Below are 15,034 nucleotides of genomic sequence, written 5' to 3'. Positions count from 1 at the left end.
CAGCTCAGGAGCTACGGAGCTGAGCGCCCACGCGGTCGGTCGCCATGGCCACCGCCGCGTCGCGCGCCGCCGTGGTCTCCTCCACCGTCAGCGTCCGGTCCGCGGCACGGAAGCGCATCGTGTATGCGAGCGACTTGTTCCCCTCGCCCACCTGCTCCCCCGCATAGACGTCGAACAGCCGGATCGACTCCAGCAGCTCGCCGGCCCCGTCGCGCAGGGCGGCCTCCACGTCGGCCACCGGCGTGAAGTCGGGCACGATCAGCGCGACGTCCTGCGTGGCCACCGGGTAGGCCGACACCGACGGCGTCTGAACGGGACCCGGCATGGCGGACTCCAGGCGTGACAGCTCCAGCTCCATGGCCGAGGTGCGCGGCGGCAGCCCGTACGCCTCGATGACGCGCGGGTGCAGCTCGCCGGCGTGCCCCACCAGCGTGTCGCCCACGTAGAGGGCGGCGCACCGGCCGGGGTGCCAGGGCTCGTGCTGGTCGGCGCTGATGGACAGCTCCAGCCGCGCCTCGCCCGCGACCAGCCGCGCGGCCTGCACCGCGTCGGCCCAGGAGGCGGTGCGACCGCTGCCCCACCAGCCGGACCGCTCGAACTCGCCGGCCAGCACCACCGCGACGCGTACCGGCTGGTCGGGCAGCGCCGCCTCGATCGAGGCCAGCTCCTCGGCGGTCGGCCGGCGCTCGACCCCGAGCGCCGGCGCCACCTCGGGAGCGCCCTCGCGCGGCCGGTAAACCGGCCCCATCTCGAACAGCGCCACGTCCGAGAACCCGCGCCCGGCGTTGCGTACCAGGGTCTTGAGCAGCCCCGGCAGCAGCGTCGTGCGCATCAGCGGCTCGTCCTCCGACATCGGGTTGGCCAGCCGCATGGCACGGCGGCGCGCGTCGTCGGCGGGCAGGAGCAGCCGGTCGAAGTCATCGGGGCTGATGAACGGGTAGCTGAGCACCTCGACGTAGCCGCCCTCGGCCAGCGCCCGGCCGGCCCGGCGGCGCAGCCGCTGGCCCTCGGTGAGCCCGGCCCCGGCGGGGGCGGAAGGCAGCACCGACGGCAGGCTCTCGTAGCCCTCCAGCCGGATGACCTCTTCGGCCAGGTCGTTGGGGTCGGTGAGGTCAGGACGCCACGACGGCGGCGTCACCGTGATCATGTCGTCGCCGGTGACGGCCAGCTTGGCCGCCAGGGCGCCGCCGGTCACGACCCCGGTCGGGTCGACGCCGCCCTGGCGCACGGCCGGGTCGTCGCCGTCGACCACGACGCAGCCGACCTGCTGCAGCCGGGAGACGACGGTCTCCTTGGAGTAGGGGACGCCGGCCACGGTGCCCGGATAGCTCGACGGGATCGCGATGCGCGCGGGCGACACCTCGACCTCGGCGTGCGTGACCCCGGGCTGGATGCTCGCGCCGCCCAGCTCGGCCAGCAGCTGCACGGCCCGCCACGAGGCGACGAGGGGCAGCTCCCGGTCGACACCGCGTTCGAACCGCTTGGACGACTCCGACACCAGCCCGTTCCTGCGCGACTCGCGCGAGATGCCGGTCGCGGAGAAGTGGGCGGCCTCGATGACGATGTCGGTCGAGGCGTCGGAGATCTCGGTCTCCAGCCCGCCCATGGTGCCGGCCATCGAGATCGGCCCCGACTGGTCGGTGATCAGGATGTCGTCGGGGTCGAGCTCGCGTACGACGTGGTCGAGCGTCTCGAGCCGCTCGCCCGCGACGGCGCGGCGCACGACGATCTCGCCGCGCAGCTTGCCGCGGTCGAACGCGTGCAGAGGCTGCCCGAGCTCCAGCATCAGGTAGTTGGTGATGTCGACGGCCAGCGACACGGACCGCATGCCGGCGCGCGTGAGGCGGATCCGCATCCAGAGCGGGCTCTGGGCGGCAGGGTCGAAGCCGGTGACCTCGCGCAGCACGAACCTGTCGCACGCGGTCGGGTCGGCGATCGACGCCGGCCACGCCGTGCCGGTCTCGGTGGGCAGGTCGACGTCGGCGGGGTCGCGGAACGCCACCCCGAACCCGGTCGCCACCTCGCGGGCCACGCCTCTGATCGACAGCGCGTAGCCGATGTCGGGCGTGATCTCCAGCTCGATCACGTCGTCGCGCAGTCCGAGCAGCTCGACCACGTCGGTGCCGATCGGGGTGTCGGCCGGCAGCACCATGATGCCGCCGTGGTCGTCGCTCAGCCCGAGCTCGCGCTCGGAGCAGATCATGCCCTCCGACATGCGCCCGTACGTCTTGCGCGCCCCGACCTCGAACCCGCCGGGCAGTACGCCGCCGGGCAGCACGACGGGCACGCGGTCGCCGGCGACGAAGTTGGTGGCGCCGCAGACGATCTCGCGCGGCGTCGCCTCACCGGTCTCGACCTTGCAGTGCCGGATCGGCTTCTTGAAGCCGGACAGCTCCTCGATCACGAGCACCTCGCCGACGACGACGTTCTTGACGTCGTGGCCGTGCGAGCTGATCGACTCGAGCTTGAGCCCGGCGGCCGTGAGCTTGTCGGCCACCTCGTGGGCGGTGACCGCCGGGAGATCGACATACTCCCGCAGCCAGGAAAGCGGGACCTTCATCAGATCTCCATTCCGAACGGGAGCGTGAAGCGCACGTCTCCCTCGACCATGTCACGCATGTCCTCGGCGTTGTGGCGGAACATCAGCGTCCGCTCGATGCCCATGCCGAACGCGAACCCGGAGTACCGCGACGGATCGACCCCGCAGGCGATGAGCACGCGCGGGTTGACCATGCCGCAGCCGCCCCACTCGATCCAGCCCTCCGACTTGCAGGTGCGGCAGGGCGGGTTGCCGGGGATCGCCGAGCTGCCGCGGCAGACGAAACACTTGAGGTCCATCTCGGCGGACGGCTCGGTGAACGGGAAGTAGTTGGGCCGGAAGCGGGTCGTGATGCCCTTGCCGAACATCACCTCCGCGAACCGGTCGAGCGTGCCCTTGAGGTGGGCCATCGTCAGACCCTCGTCCACGGCCAGCCCCTCGGTCTGGTGGAAGACCGGGGTGTGGGTCGCGTCGAGCTCGTCGGTGCGGAACGTCTTGCCAGGCGAGATCACGTAGACCGGCAGGTCGCGCTGGAGCAGCGCGCGGATCTGCACCGGCGAGGTCTGCGTGCGCAGCACCATGCCGGAGTCGGCGTGGCCCGGCGCTGCCACGTAGAACGTGTCGTGCTCCGAGCGAGCCGGGTGGTCCTTGGCGATGTTGAGCGCGTCGAAGTTGAACCACTCGCCTTCGAGCTCGGGGCCCTCGGCCACTTCGTAGCCCATGGCGACGAACGCATCGGCGATGCGCTCCTGCAGCGTGGTCAGCGGGTGGCGGGCGCCGCGCGGCCGCCGGTCCCACGGCAGGGTGACGTCGACGGTCTCCTCGACGAGCACCCGCGCGTCGCGCTCGGCCTCGAGCTCGGCCTGGCGGGCGGCGAGCGCTTCGTTGATCGCCCTACGGGCGGTGCCGACGCGCTTGCCGGCCTCGGCGCGGGCGGCGGGCGGCAGGGCGCCGATCTCGCGGTTGGCCAGGGCGATGGGCGAGCGGTCGCCCGCGTGCGCCAGCCGGGCCTGCTTGAGTGCGTCGAGGCTGTCGGCCGCCTTGATCGCCGCGATGGCGTCGGCCTCCATGCGGGACACCTCGTCGGCATGCAACGGTGTCACCTCGACGGGGTCGTAGTCAGACAAGAGTGAGCTCCGTATCCAGGGCTTGAGCGGAAAAGAGTCTAGTGGGGCCCGCCCACCGGGGCCGACTCGATCGCTAAGGGGTGGCGAAGTCGGGCGTGCCGGTGGGCACGGTAAATCGGAACTCCGCCCCGCCCTCGGGCGCCCGCTGCACGGTGATCGTGCCGCCGTGCGCCTCGACCAGGCCCTTGACGATGAAGAGGCCGAGCCCGGTGCCACCGCGCCGACGGCTGTTGCCGCCTCGCCAGAACTGCCTGAAGACGCGCGGAGCCAGCTCGGGCTCGATGCCCTCGCCCTCATCGCGCACCGACACGGCAACTCCCCATCCGACGGACTCGATCTCAATTGTCACAGTGCCGCGCCCGTGGCGCAGCGCGTTTTCCACCAGGTTACCCAGGATCTGGTCGATCTTGTCCTGGTCGAGCCACATCTCCGGCAGGTCGTCGCCGACGATCAGGCGAAAACGCCCCTCGGTCTCGCCCGCCGCGACCCGGCCCGCGATGAGCCTGCGCACCCTGGCGGGGACGTCGACGACCTGGCGGCGCACCTCCAGCCGCCCCGACTCGATGCGCGAGACGTCGAGCAGCTCGGTGATGAGCCTGGTGACGCGGTCGGCGTCGTTGTTGACGGTCTCGAGCATGACGCGCTTCTGCTCGTCGGTGAAGCGCTCCCACTTGGCCAGCATGGTCGCGGTGAAGCCCTTGACGCTGGTCAGCGGCGAGCGCAGCTCGTGGGCCACGGTCGAGACCAGGTCGGCGCGGCTGCGCTCCAGCCGGGCGCGGGCGCCTCCGTCGCGCAGGGTGATCGTGACGCGATCGACCTCGCCGCCGCGCTCCGGCTCGCGTACGAGCCTGGCCGCGACATACAGCTCCTGGCCGCCGGGCAGGTGCAGCGGCCGCTCCGGCGCCCTGCTCCTGATGCGCATCCCGCCCTCGGGGTCGAGCGCCTTCCACCAGTCGCGCCCGTCGTGGTCGCGGAACGGGAACACGTCGTTCATGTGCCTGCCGACCGCGCGCTCCATGGGAACGCCGGTGAGCCGGGCGGCGGCCCGATTTACGGCCAGCACGCAGCCGTCACGGTCGGTCACGATGAGGCCGTCGGGAAGGTCGTCGATGGCTATCGTGCACGCGGCGGCCACAACTCGCCCGTCGGTGTCTGCGCCGTGCACGACCTCGCCCCCTCCGCCTACAACGCCGACAATAGCGGGTTTCCCGCCGCCTAGGGCACTCGCTGAGCCCTAGCCGAGGAGTAAAGGCATACCGCCGCGGCGGTGGCCAGGTTCAGGCTTTCCGCCTGTCCGTAGATGGGCACTCTGACCACATCGTCGGCCTCAGCCAGTACGTCCTCCGGCAGTCCCCAGGCTTCGTTGCCGAAGATCCACGCGGTGGGTCCGCTAAGATCAACATCGTCGAGCGTGTGCTTGCCCGTGCCGTCGGCCGCCAGCACGCGCAAACCCCGCTCCTTGAGTTGACGCACGGCGGCGCTCACCGGTGCACCGATGACGACGGGCAAGTGGAACAGGCTGCCGACGCTGGCGCGTACGCACTTGCCGTTGTACGGGTCGACGGAGGCGTCGGTGAAGATCACCGCGTCGGCGCCGGCGGCGTCGGCCGCCCGCATGACGGTGCCGGCGTTGCCCGGGTCGCGCACGTGGGCGAGCACGGCGACCAGGCGCGGCTGCTCCGCCAGCGCCTTGTCCAGGGGCACGTGTACGAGCGTGCAGACGGCCACCAGCCCCTGCGGGGTCACTGTCTGTGACAGCTCCGACATGACCTCGCCGCTGGCCCGGTGCACGGGCACGCCCTTCAGGCGGGCCTCCGTGATCAGCTCGGGGTGGCGCAGCTCGGCCTCGGCGGTGCTGAACAGCTCCAGCGTCACGCCGTCGAGCTTGAGCGCCTCGCGCACCGCCTGCGGCCCTTCGGCCAGGAACCTGCGGTCCTGCTCCCTGAAGGCCCGCTTGGTGAGCCGCCTGGCCGCCTTCACCCGCGGCGACTTCACGTTGGTCAGCTCGGACCCGGCCATGCTCTCTCCCTGTCCCACACAGCTACGTCGCTCACGGCGACGTCCCACACGGCAGCGTCCCTCACGGAACGTCCCACACCGCGACGCCCCTCGTGGCAGCGCCCCACACCTGGACGCCCCTCGTGGCAGCGCCCCACACAGCAACAAAGGGCCCACCGTCATCGGTGGGCCCCTCGATTAAGACGAGCGCCTCAGCTCGCGGCTTTTCAGCTCGCGGCCGGAGCGTTCACGTTCGCCGGAAGCGCCTTCTTGGCGGCCTCGACGAGCGTGGCGAAGGTCTGGCTGTCGTTGACCGCGAGGTCGGCCAGGATCTTGCGGTCGACCTCGACGCCGGCCAGGCGCAGACCCTGGATCAGGCGGTTGTAGGTCATGCCGTTCTGGCGGGCGGCGGCGTTGATCCGCTGGATCCACAGACGGCGGAAGGTGCCCTTGCGGTCCTTGCGGTCCCGGTAGGCGTACGTCATCGAGTGGAGCATCTGCTCCTTGGCCTTGCGGTACAGACGCGACCGCTGGCCGCGGTAACCGCTCGCCCTCTCGAGGACGACCCTGCGCTTCTTCTTGGCGTTGAGCGCCCGCTTCACGCGTGCCATGTTTCTTCTCCCCGGGGAATCGCGCTACTTAGCGAGCAGCTTCTTGATCTTCTTGGAATCGGCGTCGGAAAGGACGACCTCGTTCTTGAGACGGCGCGTCAGCGTGGACGACTTCCACTCGTTGTAGTGCGCGCGGTTGGCACGGCGACGCTTGATCTTGCCGGTGCCGGTAATCCGGAACCGCTTCTTCGCACCGCTGTGCGTCTTCATCTTCGGCATGTCGCCGTCTCTCCTCGTTTCGGTCGTGCCACGGGCCGGGCCGGTGCTGGGCCGACCCGGTCGCGGCGTCTTCGTCTGCTGGTGGCTTAATCGGGGCGCTCTGTAAGGCTAACCCCAACCGCGGGTCATCCTTCCTGTGGGGAAGTGTCCTCGCTGCCACGCTGTGCCTTGGCGGCGGCCTTTTCGGCCTTGGCCTCAGCCTTCTTCTTATGCGGACCGATCACCATGATCATGTTACGGCCGTCCTGCTTGGCGTGGGACTCCACGAAACCGAGCTCCTGGACGTCATCCGCGAGCCGCTGCAGAAGCCGGAAACCCAACTCCGGCCGGGACTGCTCGCGACCACGGAACATGATCGTGACTTTGACCTTGTCTCCTGCCTTGAGGAACCGCACCACGTGACCCTTCTTGGTCTCGTAGTCGTGCGGGTCGATCTTCGGCCGGAGCTTGATCTCCTTGATGATCGTGTGCGCCTGATTCTTGCGCGCCTCGCGCGCCTTCATCGCGGACTCGTACTTGAACTTGCCGTAGTCCATGAGCTTGCACACGGGCGGTCGAGCCGTGGCCGCGACCTCGACGAGGTCGAGGTCGGCCTCCTGGGCGAGCTTCAGGGCGTCGTGAATCGAGACGATGCCTACCTGCTCGCCGTTCGGGCCCACGAGGCGAACCTCGGGAACTCGGATACGCTCGTTGATGCGGGGCTCAGTGCTGATGGGGCCTCCTAGGTTTGCGATCCCTACGTGCTCGTCGTGCCGGGAGCTCCTCGCCAACGCGAAAAGCCCCGCACGTCGCGCATGCGGGGCCACTGAGCTCTTCGGCTTTCGTGGCCTTGAGCTCCCCGGAGTAGTCCGGCGTGATCCTGGACCCGGCCACCTTTCCGGTGACGCAGGTGGGAGGGAGACCTCCGCTTGCGCGTCCAGCAATGGCATGCCGGACCGATCAGAGAGCTACATTACCACAACGACCAGAGGCTCTCGAATCATCCCCGCCGACCCGGCCCCTGCACCGATCCAGACAGAAGCGACCAGATGGCAGCTGCAAGAGGCCAAGCAGCACCTCAGTGAAGTCGTCAGGAAGGCTCACGACGAGGCGCCGCAGATCGTCACGAAGCACGGCATGGACGTGGTGGTGATCCTCGACATGGAGGAGTACCGCCGACTCAAGGGAGGCCACATGGCAACCTGGGGCCGACTCTCTACCTCAGGGTCCTGTCCATCGGCGAGATCCGCTGGGGGATCGAGCTGCGCCGGAAGAGCGACCCCCAGCAGGCGTCGGCGCTGGAGAGGTGGCTCGCGGACACCGGCGTGACCGTGATCAACCCGTTCGAGATGACCGCCTGGCGAGCTCCGCCTCGCCGGCCGCGCGCATGGCCTCCACCGGCACATCCGTCCGGCCCGTCATCAACTCCACCTGCCGCACCGCCTGGTGCAGCAGCATCGCGAACCCCCCGACCACGGTGCCGCCCGCGGCCCGGACGGCCGCCGCCGCGCCGGTCGGCCAGGGTGAGTAGACCACGTCGAAGAGCGCGGGCACCCGCGCCAGCCGGTCGGCGAACGCGTCCGCCGCCCCGCCTGGCAGCGTCGAGACCACCAGATCCACCCGCGTGAAGGCGTCGAGCTTGTCGAACGTCTCCACCGCCAGCGCCACGCCCAGCCGCTCGGCCACCTCCACCGTCTCCCCCGCCCGCGCGGGGTCGCGCACCAGCAGCGTCGCCGAGAACAGCCCGAGGTTACGCAGCGCCGCGAGCGCCGAGGCCGCCGTGGCCCCTCCGCCCAGCACGGTCGCCGAGCCCGGCGCGGGCACGCCCGCCTCGGCCAGCGCCTGCTCGATGCCGTAGACGTCGGTGTTGTGGCCGTGCCGGCGCCCGTCGTGGAAGACCACGGTGTTGGCCCCGCCGACCTCGACGGCCAGGTCGGACACGGTGTCGAGCAGGGGCAGCACGGCCCGCTTGAGCGGCATGGTCAGCGAGAGCCCCGCCCACTCGTCCTCACCGCCGGGGATCTGGCCGCGCACGGGCACCAGGTCGCCCAGCAGCGCGGGCAGCCGCGCCTCGTCGCACTCGAACGCCTCGTAGCTCCACCCGTCGAGACCCATCGCCTGGTACGCGGCCCGGTGCAGGTAAGGCGAGAGCGAATGACCGATGGGCGACCCCATCACCGCAGCCCGCATCCACACTCCTTCCGAAACATGACGACCCTATCGCCCCGTCGCCCACGCTTCGCCGCTCGGACGGCCCACGGGGCGCGCGTCACGGCGGGTCGTCCCATCACCTGAGAAGCGTCCCTTGGACGGGGGGCGGCGCCGGTCGGCGGGAGGTGCCCACCGTGCGCAGCCGTAAAGGATGGGTGTCTCCCGCGCAAACCCGCCACCGGCCGTGCGGCGCGCCCGTGGGTCGGGCAGAACCGGCCCCAAAAGGACGCCCGCCCACCGTCGGAGGTGAGCGGGCGTGTGACGCGTCGGACCGCCGATCAGCCGCCGTTCCTGCGGTATTCGGCCAGCAGCGCCTGGCGCTCGGCCTCCGTGGTGGCGAACTTGGTGACGTTGCTCTTGGGGTCGGTGGCGACGAAGTAGAGCCAGGGCCCCTTGGAGGGGTTCAGGGCGGCCTCGATCGCGTGGTCCCCGGGGTTCGTGATGGGCCCGGGAGGCAGGCCGAGGTTCAGGTACGTGTTGTACGGGCTCTTGGTCTTCGTCTCCGGGATCGAGGCGGCCGTGCCGTACTTGTTCAGCGCATACATGACCGTGCTGTCCATCTCCAGCTTCATCTGCGGCTTGCGCTCCAGCCGGTTGTAGATGACGCGGGCGATCTTCGGCATGTCCTCCTGGCGACCGGCCTCGGCCTGCACGATGCTGGCGATGACCATGATCTCGTGCGGCGTGTGGCCGAGTGCCTTGGCGCCGCCCTCGAGGTCCATCTGCTCAGCCGTCTGGTTGAACCGCTTGACCATCGCTCCCAGGATCTGCGACGCCGTGGTCTTGGGCTGGACCTCGTACGTGGCCGGGAAGGCGTATCCCTCCAGCTTGCCCTTGGCGTATTTCGGCAGGTCGAGCTGATCCACGTCCTTGGCCGCCGCGGCGAAGTCCTTGACGGGTTTGCCGGTCTCCTGCGCCAACGTCTTCAAGGTGTCGGACAGGCGCAGGCCCTCCTTGAGGGTCACCGTGGCGCGCATCCGGTTGTCCGGGATGAGCAGCGCCACCGCGCTCGCGGCCGACATGTTCTTGCGCAGCTTGTACGAGCCGGGCTGCAGCGAGCCGCTCCTGTTGGCGTTGGCGATCGCGTTGGTGAACGCCCTGGCGCTGGCCACGACCCCCTGCTTCTCCAGCTCCTGCGCCACGTCCGAGGCGCTCTGGCCGTCCTTGATCTCCACGACGACCTCGCCGGTGCCCTGACCGGTGTAGTCGTCGGGCACGAGCGCGTCATTGAGCCACATGTAGCCGTAGTAACCGCCGCCGCCGATGATGCCCGCCAGCACGACGAAGGCGAGCAGCGGCGCGACGAAGCCGCCACGGTTGCGGCGTCGGCGCCGTCGGCGGCCGCCACGGCCGCCGCGAGTGCGCCGGGTACGACCGCCGTCGTCCTCGGCGCCGAGGAGAGTGTTCAGATCGAGATCGTTCATAGGTGCGCTGGCCAATCTCCCGGTATGACCGGCCGGGCGTCAAGCGAAACCGCCAAACCGGCTTGGGTCACCGAGCGGAACTGGGGGGTCCGCCGGACATGCTCCCACGACCAGCGGAGATCACTCTGGGTAGCCATGCTAAGGGATGGAAAGAGGACGCATGACCCGTTTTGGGGCATTTGCGCCGGGATGGAGGGGGTCCCGCCGAACATCAACTCGTCCCGAGGTTCTTATTCAGCTCTTCCCGGTATCTCACGAACTCGCTCTCTTTGTCGGTGAATTTGGTGATTCTATGCGCCGGATCTGTCGTCACAAACCAGTGCCAATCGCCTTGGGCTGGGTTCAGGGCCGCCATCAGCGCCTTCTCCCCGGGATTCGCGATGGGCCCGGGCGGCAGCCCTTTGTGCTGGTAGGTGTTGTAAGGAGAGTCGACCTTGGTGTCACGCTCCGTAATCTTCAGACTCCGCCGGTTCTGCGCGTACAGGACGGTGCTGTCGATCTCCAGCGGGGTGCCCTTCTGGAGGCGGTTGTAGATCACCCTGGAGATCTTCGGGTAATCCGCGTCGACCCCGCCCTCGGCCTGGATCATGCTGGCCACCGTGACCGCCTCCAGCGGCGTCACGTGCTTGCGGGCCGCCTCCTTCTCCAGGCCGATCTGGCGGGCCGCGAGCTGGAAGCGCTCGACCATCGCCGCGAGCACGTCCACGGCCGTGTCGCCGGGCTCGATCTCGTACGTGGCGGGGAACAGGAACCCTTCGAGCCCCTCCGCGTACGAGGGCAGGCCGACGAGAGCCTTGTCGACGCCCTGCAGCTCCTTGAGCGGCAGCCCGGCCAGTTTGGCGACGCGGGCCAGCACCTCGGACGTCCGCAGACCCTCGGGGACGGTGACGCGCCGCACGACCCTGGACGAGGGCGCGAGCAGCAGGTCGAGCGCCGCTTTGGCGGCCATGCCCTTGCGCATCCGGTAGTGCCCGGGCCGCAGCCGGTTGGTGACCGCGCGCTCCTCCGTCACCCGTACGAACGACTGCGCGCTCGCCACCACCCCGGCCTCGGCCAGCACGGAGCCGATGGCCTGCGCGCTCGAACCCGGCGCGATCCGCACCGTCACGGCGCCGCTGCCGGGCCCGTCGAAGTCTTCGGGGCTCAGGTACGGCTTGAGCACCGCGATCCCACCCGCCCCCAAGGCCACCAGGGACACGATCAGGCCCGCGGAGACCATCCCGGCCTTGCGCAAGGCCCGCTGGCGGGGCGCGGCCGGCACCCCAACCTCCGCCTCCCCCGCCGTCCCGGCCTCCACCGTCCCGGCTTCCGCAGCGCCGACCTCCGCCGCGCCGACCTCCGCTGTGCCTACTTCCGCCGCGCCGACCTCAGCCGCGCCTACTTCCGCCGTCCCGGCTTCCGCTGCGCCGACTCCCGCCGCCGCATCAGGCCCCGCCGCCGCATCAGGGCCGGCCGTCGCATCAGGGCCAGCCGTCGCATCGGGCTCGGGCCGCTGTCGCTCCGGGTTCGGCTCGCGCGCGGCCGGGTCCTCCGGCCTGTCCTGCTCGGAGTCACCGGAGGAGAACGGGATCATGTCGCCGAGGTCGTCCTCGCCATCGGGCCTGCCGTTCACGCGGCCACCCCACCGTCAGCGACGCGGACGGCCAGAACCCTCACAGCCGCCGAGCCGTCAGCCCTGCGATCGACCCGGCAGCGGACCTGCGGCCACGTCGTGGCCATGCGTCCTGCCGTGTACTCCGCCTGCGCGGGCGCGACCCCCGTGTCGCGCGCGCTCATGAGGCAGGTCCGTCGGCCGCTGGGGGCGGTACGACGGGCCTGCCTGGGGGTCTTTCGGTGGCGCGTTCGGAGTCGAGCGCGTCCTGCAGCAGCACGACGGCCGCGGCCTGATCCACGACGCCGCGCTGCTTCTTGGCTTTCATGCCGCTGGCACGCAGCCCATGCGTGGCGGCGACCGTGGTCAGCCGCTCGTCGAACAGCCGCACGGGCGTCGGCGCGAGCCGGACCGCGAGATCGGCGGCGAACTGGCGGGCCAGCCCCGCCGCCTGCCCCTCGCGTCCGGACAGCGAGGTGGGCAGCCCCACGATCACCTCGATCGCCTCGTGCTCCGCGGCGATCGCGGCGATGCGGTCGAGGTCACCCTTGCCTCGCCTGACGGTCTCGACCGGCGTGGCCAGAAACCCGGAAGGGTCACTGCGGGCCACGCCGATACGTACGGATCCGACGTCCACGCCGATCCGCGTGCCGAACCTCATATCAGCCGAGCTGATCCGCGACAGCCTGCTCGACCTGCTGCAGCGCGTCGCCGATCGCGTCCGGCCGTGTGCCGCCGCCCTGCGCGACGTCGTCCTTGCCGCCACCGCCACCCCCAAGAGCCTTGGCGGCGACGCCGACCAGCTTCCCGGCCTTGAGCCCGCGCTCGCGCCCCGCCTCGTTGACCGCAGCAACCACCACAGGTCGGTCGGAGGGGACGCCGGCGATCACGATGACCGCCGGCCGGTCCGCCGGGAACCTGCCACGCACATCCAGCGCGAGCTTACGCAGATCATCCGCACCGGTGCCATCAGGCGCGCGGTGTGTCACAACGGAGACTCCACGCAGGTCGCCCGCCTTGGCGGCGAGATCACCGGCCACCTGGAGCACCTGGGCGGAGCGGATCTTCTCCAGCTCCTTCTCCGCCGTGCGCAGCCGGGTGACGATGCCGTCGATGCGCTCGGGCAGCTCCTCGCGGCGCGCCTTGAGCTGCTCGGTGAGCTGCGCGACCAGCACGCTCTCGCGGGCCAGGAAGCGGAAGGCGTCGATGCCGACGAGCGCCTCGACGCGGCGCACGCCCGCGCCGACCGACTGCTCGCCCAGCACCTTGACCAGGCCGAGCTGGCCCGAGCTGTGGACGTGGGTGCCACCGCACAGCTCTCGCGAGTAGTCGCCGATCTCGACGACGCGGACCTCGTCACCGTACTTCTCGCCGAACATCGCCAGCGCGCCCATCGCCCTGGCCTCCGCCTGCGAGGTGTAGAAGGCGTTGACCTTGAGGTCGTTGATGAGCACGGCGTTGACCTCGTCCTCGACGTCGCGCAGCACGCTGGCCGGCACCGCGCCGGCCGCGGTGAAGTCGAAGCGGAAACGGCCGGGCGAGTTCTCCGAGCCGGCCTGGGCCGCCGTCTCGCCGAGCGCGTTCTTGAAGCCGCGGTGGACGAGGTGGGTGGCGCTGTGGCTGCGCGAGATCGCGCGGCGGCGCTCGAGGTCGATCTCCGCCTGCGCGTCGTCGCCGACCTTGAGCTCGCCACTGCGGATCTTGCCGCGGTGCACGACCAGGCCCGCGAGCGGCGTCTGCACGTCGACGATCTCGACCTCGGCGCCGCTGGTGCGGATCACGCCCTGGTCGGCGAGCTGGCCGCCGCCCTCGGCGTAGAACGGGGTGCGCCCGAGCACGACCTCCACGGTCGCGCCCGCACCGGCCGCCGGGACGGGCACGCCGTCGACGAGGATGCCGACCACGCTCGTGTCGGCCTCGGTCTGGTCGTAGCCGAGGAACTCGACCTTGCCCGCCTTCTCCAGCAGCTGCCCGAAGACGGAGATGTCGGCGTTGCCGGTCTTCTTCGCCGCGGCGTCGGCCTTGGCGAGCTGCCGCTGCTCCTTCATGAGCCGGCGGAAGCCCTCCTCGTCGACCTTGAGCCCGTGCTCGGACGCCATCTCCAGCGTCAGGTCGATCGGGAAGCCGTAGGTGTCGTGCAGCTTGAACGCCTGGTCGCCGGAGAGCGTGGTGCCGGACTTGCGCTTGGTCTCCTCGACGGCCACGTCGAAGATCGCGGTGCCGGTGCGCAGCGTGCCCAGGAACGACGCCTCCTCGGCGTCGATGACCGCGTGGATCTGCGGCGCGTCGACCTTGAGCTCGGCGTACTGCTCGCCCATGACGTTGATGGCGACGTCGGTCAGCTCGTGCATGTAGCGGTCGTCGCCGGAGCCGAGCAGGCGCAGGTTGCGGATGCTCCTGCGCAGGATGCGGCGCAGCACGTAGCCCCGGCCCTCGTTGCTGGGCAGCACGCCGTCGGCCACCAGCATGGTGCCGGTGCGGACGTGGTCGGCGATCACGCGCAGGCTCACGTCGGCCCGCGGGTCGCGCCCGTAGCGGGTCTTGGTGAGCTCGGCCGCCTTGTCGAGGATCTTGTACGTGGTGTCGATCTCGTAGATGTTGTCGACGCCCTGCAGGATCGCGGCCATGCGCTCGAGGCCCATGCCGGTGTCGATGTTCTTCGCCGGCAGCTCGCCCGCCACGTCGAAGTCGACCTTGGTGCGGACCTGGCTGAGCTGGTACTGCATGAAGACGAGGTTCCACACCTCGAGGTAGCGGTCCTCGTCGGCGACGGGGCCGCCCTCCTTGCCGTATTCGGCGCCGCGGTCGTAGTAGATCTCCGAGCAGGGGCCGCCGGGGCCGGGCACGCCCATGTGCCAGTAGTTGTCCTCCAGGCCGCGCCGCTGGATGCGGTGCTCGGGCAGGCCGACGCGGTTGCGCCAGAGGTCGTAGGCCTCGTCGTCGTCCTGGTAGACGGTCGCCCACAGCTTGTCCTCGGGGAAGCCGAAGCCGCCGTCGGACTCGGAGCGGGTGAGCAGCTCCCACGCGAACGGGATCACTTCGGCCTTGAAGTAGTCACCGATGGAGAAGTTGCCCAGCATCTGGAAGAACGTGGCGTGCCGCGTGGTCTTGCCGACCTCGTCGATGTCGGGGGTGCGCACGCACTTCTGCGCGGTGGCCAGCCGGGACGCCGGAGGCTTGCGCTGCCCCAGGAAGTACGGCTTGAACGGCACCATACCGGCATTAACCAGGAGCAGCGTGGGGTCCTCAGCGATCAGGCTGGCCGAGGGCACTACCTTGTGCCCACGCTCCTCGAAGAAGCGCAGGAAGCGGCGGGCGATCTCTGCCGACTCCAT

At 70.3% G+C, this 15,034-nt stretch carries 13 protein-coding genes and 1 pseudogene; 2 read left to right on the top strand and 12 right to left on the bottom strand.

Annotated features, from left to right (window positions below):
- Positions 1-4: 4 nt before the first annotated feature.
- The 7 genes from ACIHFD_RS37085 to infC form a co-directional block, all read right to left on the bottom strand.
- The gene (locus tag ACIHFD_RS37085) at positions 5-2,560 is read right to left on the bottom strand and encodes a phenylalanine--tRNA ligase subunit beta (protein WP_397370955.1); all 2,556 of its coding nucleotides are present in this window, start codon (positions 2,558-2,560) and stop codon (positions 5-7) included.
- A complete protein-coding gene (pheS, locus tag ACIHFD_RS37080; protein WP_355198588.1) occupies positions 2,560-3,609 on the bottom strand; it encodes a phenylalanine--tRNA ligase subunit alpha in 1,050 nt (349 codons plus the stop codon). The genes ACIHFD_RS37085 and pheS overlap by 1 nt, the downstream gene beginning before the upstream one ends.
- Before the next feature lie 130 nt (positions 3,610-3,739).
- Positions 3,740-4,831, bottom strand: a complete 1,092-nt coding sequence (locus ACIHFD_RS37075; protein ID WP_350727196.1) for an ATP-binding protein — start codon at positions 4,829-4,831, stop codon at positions 3,740-3,742.
- 50 nt (positions 4,832-4,881) lie between these two features.
- Entirely contained in the window at positions 4,882-5,685 is an 804-nt protein-coding gene (locus ACIHFD_RS37070; RefSeq protein ID WP_355198475.1) for an RNA methyltransferase, read from the bottom strand.
- 206 nt (positions 5,686-5,891) lie between these two features.
- Complete coding sequence (rplT, locus tag ACIHFD_RS37065; RefSeq protein WP_185077087.1) at positions 5,892-6,275, bottom strand: 50S ribosomal protein L20; 384 nt, start codon at positions 6,273-6,275, stop codon at positions 5,892-5,894.
- A gap of 24 nt (positions 6,276-6,299) precedes the next feature.
- Complete coding sequence (rpmI, locus tag ACIHFD_RS37060; protein WP_103958467.1) at positions 6,300-6,494, bottom strand: 50S ribosomal protein L35; 195 nt, start codon at positions 6,492-6,494, stop codon at positions 6,300-6,302.
- A 125-nt stretch (positions 6,495-6,619) separates the two neighbouring features.
- A complete protein-coding gene (gene infC, locus ACIHFD_RS37055; protein WP_090945400.1) occupies positions 6,620-7,207 on the bottom strand; it encodes a translation initiation factor IF-3 in 588 nt (195 codons plus the stop codon).
- On the opposite strand from infC, the gene ACIHFD_RS37050 reads away from it, so the two are divergent.
- The gene (locus ACIHFD_RS37050; RefSeq protein ID WP_397370954.1) at positions 7,125-7,802 is read left to right on the top strand and encodes a type II toxin-antitoxin system Phd/YefM family antitoxin; all 678 of its coding nucleotides are present in this window, start codon (positions 7,125-7,127) and stop codon (positions 7,800-7,802) included. The two genes, infC and ACIHFD_RS37050, sit on opposite strands and share 83 nt — an antisense overlap.
- A 6-nt stretch (positions 7,803-7,808) precedes the next feature.
- Here ACIHFD_RS37050 and ACIHFD_RS37045 read toward each other — a convergent pair whose 3' ends face one another.
- The 3 genes from ACIHFD_RS37045 to mltG (ACIHFD_RS37035) all read right to left on the bottom strand — a co-directional run bounded on the left by ACIHFD_RS37045 (position 7,809) and on the right by mltG (ACIHFD_RS37035) (position 11,327).
- Positions 7,809-8,663 (bottom strand): shikimate dehydrogenase, encoded by an 855-nt coding sequence (locus ACIHFD_RS37045; RefSeq protein ID WP_397370953.1) that lies wholly within the window; start codon positions 8,661-8,663, stop codon positions 7,809-7,811.
- 299 nt (positions 8,664-8,962) lie between these two features.
- Positions 8,963-10,108 carry an endolytic transglycosylase MltG gene (mltG, locus tag ACIHFD_RS37040; RefSeq protein ID WP_397370951.1) on the bottom strand — a complete coding sequence of 382 codons (1,146 nt, stop codon included), beginning with the start codon at positions 10,106-10,108 and terminating at the stop codon, positions 8,963-8,965.
- A gap of 211 nt (positions 10,109-10,319) precedes the next feature.
- Complete coding sequence (mltG, locus tag ACIHFD_RS37035) at positions 10,320-11,327, bottom strand: endolytic transglycosylase MltG (protein WP_364257629.1); 1,008 nt, start codon at positions 11,325-11,327, stop codon at positions 10,320-10,322.
- Between the two features lie 21 nt (positions 11,328-11,348).
- Between mltG (ACIHFD_RS37035) and ACIHFD_RS37030 the strand changes: the two are divergent.
- A pseudogene (locus ACIHFD_RS37030) lies at positions 11,349-11,459 on the top strand (hypothetical protein); the annotation flags it as partial.
- Positions 11,460-11,880: 421 nt separating this feature from the next.
- Here the strand turns inward: ACIHFD_RS37030 and ruvX are convergent.
- A complete protein-coding gene (ruvX, locus tag ACIHFD_RS37025) occupies positions 11,881-12,360 on the bottom strand; it encodes a Holliday junction resolvase RuvX (RefSeq protein WP_397370950.1) in 480 nt (159 codons plus the stop codon).
- A gap of 1 nt (position 12,361) precedes the next feature.
- Entirely contained in the window at positions 12,362-15,034 is a 2,673-nt protein-coding gene (gene alaS / locus ACIHFD_RS37020) for an alanine--tRNA ligase (protein ID WP_397370949.1), read from the bottom strand.

This window comes from Nonomuraea sp. NPDC051941 (assembly GCF_044593615.1).
Note: the sequence above shows the minus strand (reverse complement) of the source record. Positions and strands in the feature narration are given on the sequence as shown.

What these genes read in the sequence shown, in the direction of transcription:
- rpmI (WP_103958467.1), bottom strand. Translation starts at nt 6,494, where the DNA reads ATGCCGAAGATGAAGACGCACAGCGGTGCGAAGAAGCGGTTCCGGATT.
- ACIHFD_RS37045 (WP_397370953.1), bottom strand. Translation starts at nt 8,663, where the DNA reads ATGCGGGCTGCGGTGATGGGGTCGCCCATCGGTCATTCGCTCTCGCCT.
- rplT (WP_185077087.1), bottom strand. Translation starts at nt 6,275, where the DNA reads ATGGCACGCGTGAAGCGGGCGCTCAACGCCAAGAAGAAGCGCAGGGTC.
- ACIHFD_RS37070 (WP_355198475.1), bottom strand. Translation starts at nt 5,685, where the DNA reads ATGGCCGGGTCCGAGCTGACCAACGTGAAGTCGCCGCGGGTGAAGGCG.
- pheS (WP_355198588.1), bottom strand. Translation starts at nt 3,609, where the DNA reads ATGGAGGCCGACGCCATCGCGGCGATCAAGGCGGCCGACAGCCTCGAC.
- ACIHFD_RS37085 (WP_397370955.1), bottom strand. Translation starts at nt 2,560, where the DNA reads ATGAAGGTCCCGCTTTCCTGGCTGCGGGAGTATGTCGATCTCCCGGCG.
- alaS (WP_397370949.1), bottom strand. Translation starts at nt 15,034, where the DNA reads ATGGAGTCGGCAGAGATCGCCCGCCGCTTCCTGCGCTTCTTCGAGGAG.
- mltG (WP_364257629.1), bottom strand. Translation starts at nt 11,327, where the DNA reads ATGGTCTCCGCGGGCCTGATCGTGTCCCTGGTGGCCTTGGGGGCGGGT.
- ACIHFD_RS37050 (WP_397370954.1), top strand. Translation starts at nt 7,125, where the DNA reads ATGCCTACCTGCTCGCCGTTCGGGCCCACGAGGCGAACCTCGGGAACT.
- ruvX (WP_397370950.1), bottom strand. Translation starts at nt 12,360, where the DNA reads ATGAGGTTCGGCACGCGGATCGGCGTGGACGTCGGATCCGTACGTATC.
- mltG (WP_397370951.1), bottom strand. Translation starts at nt 10,108, where the DNA reads ATGAACGATCTCGATCTGAACACTCTCCTCGGCGCCGAGGACGACGGC.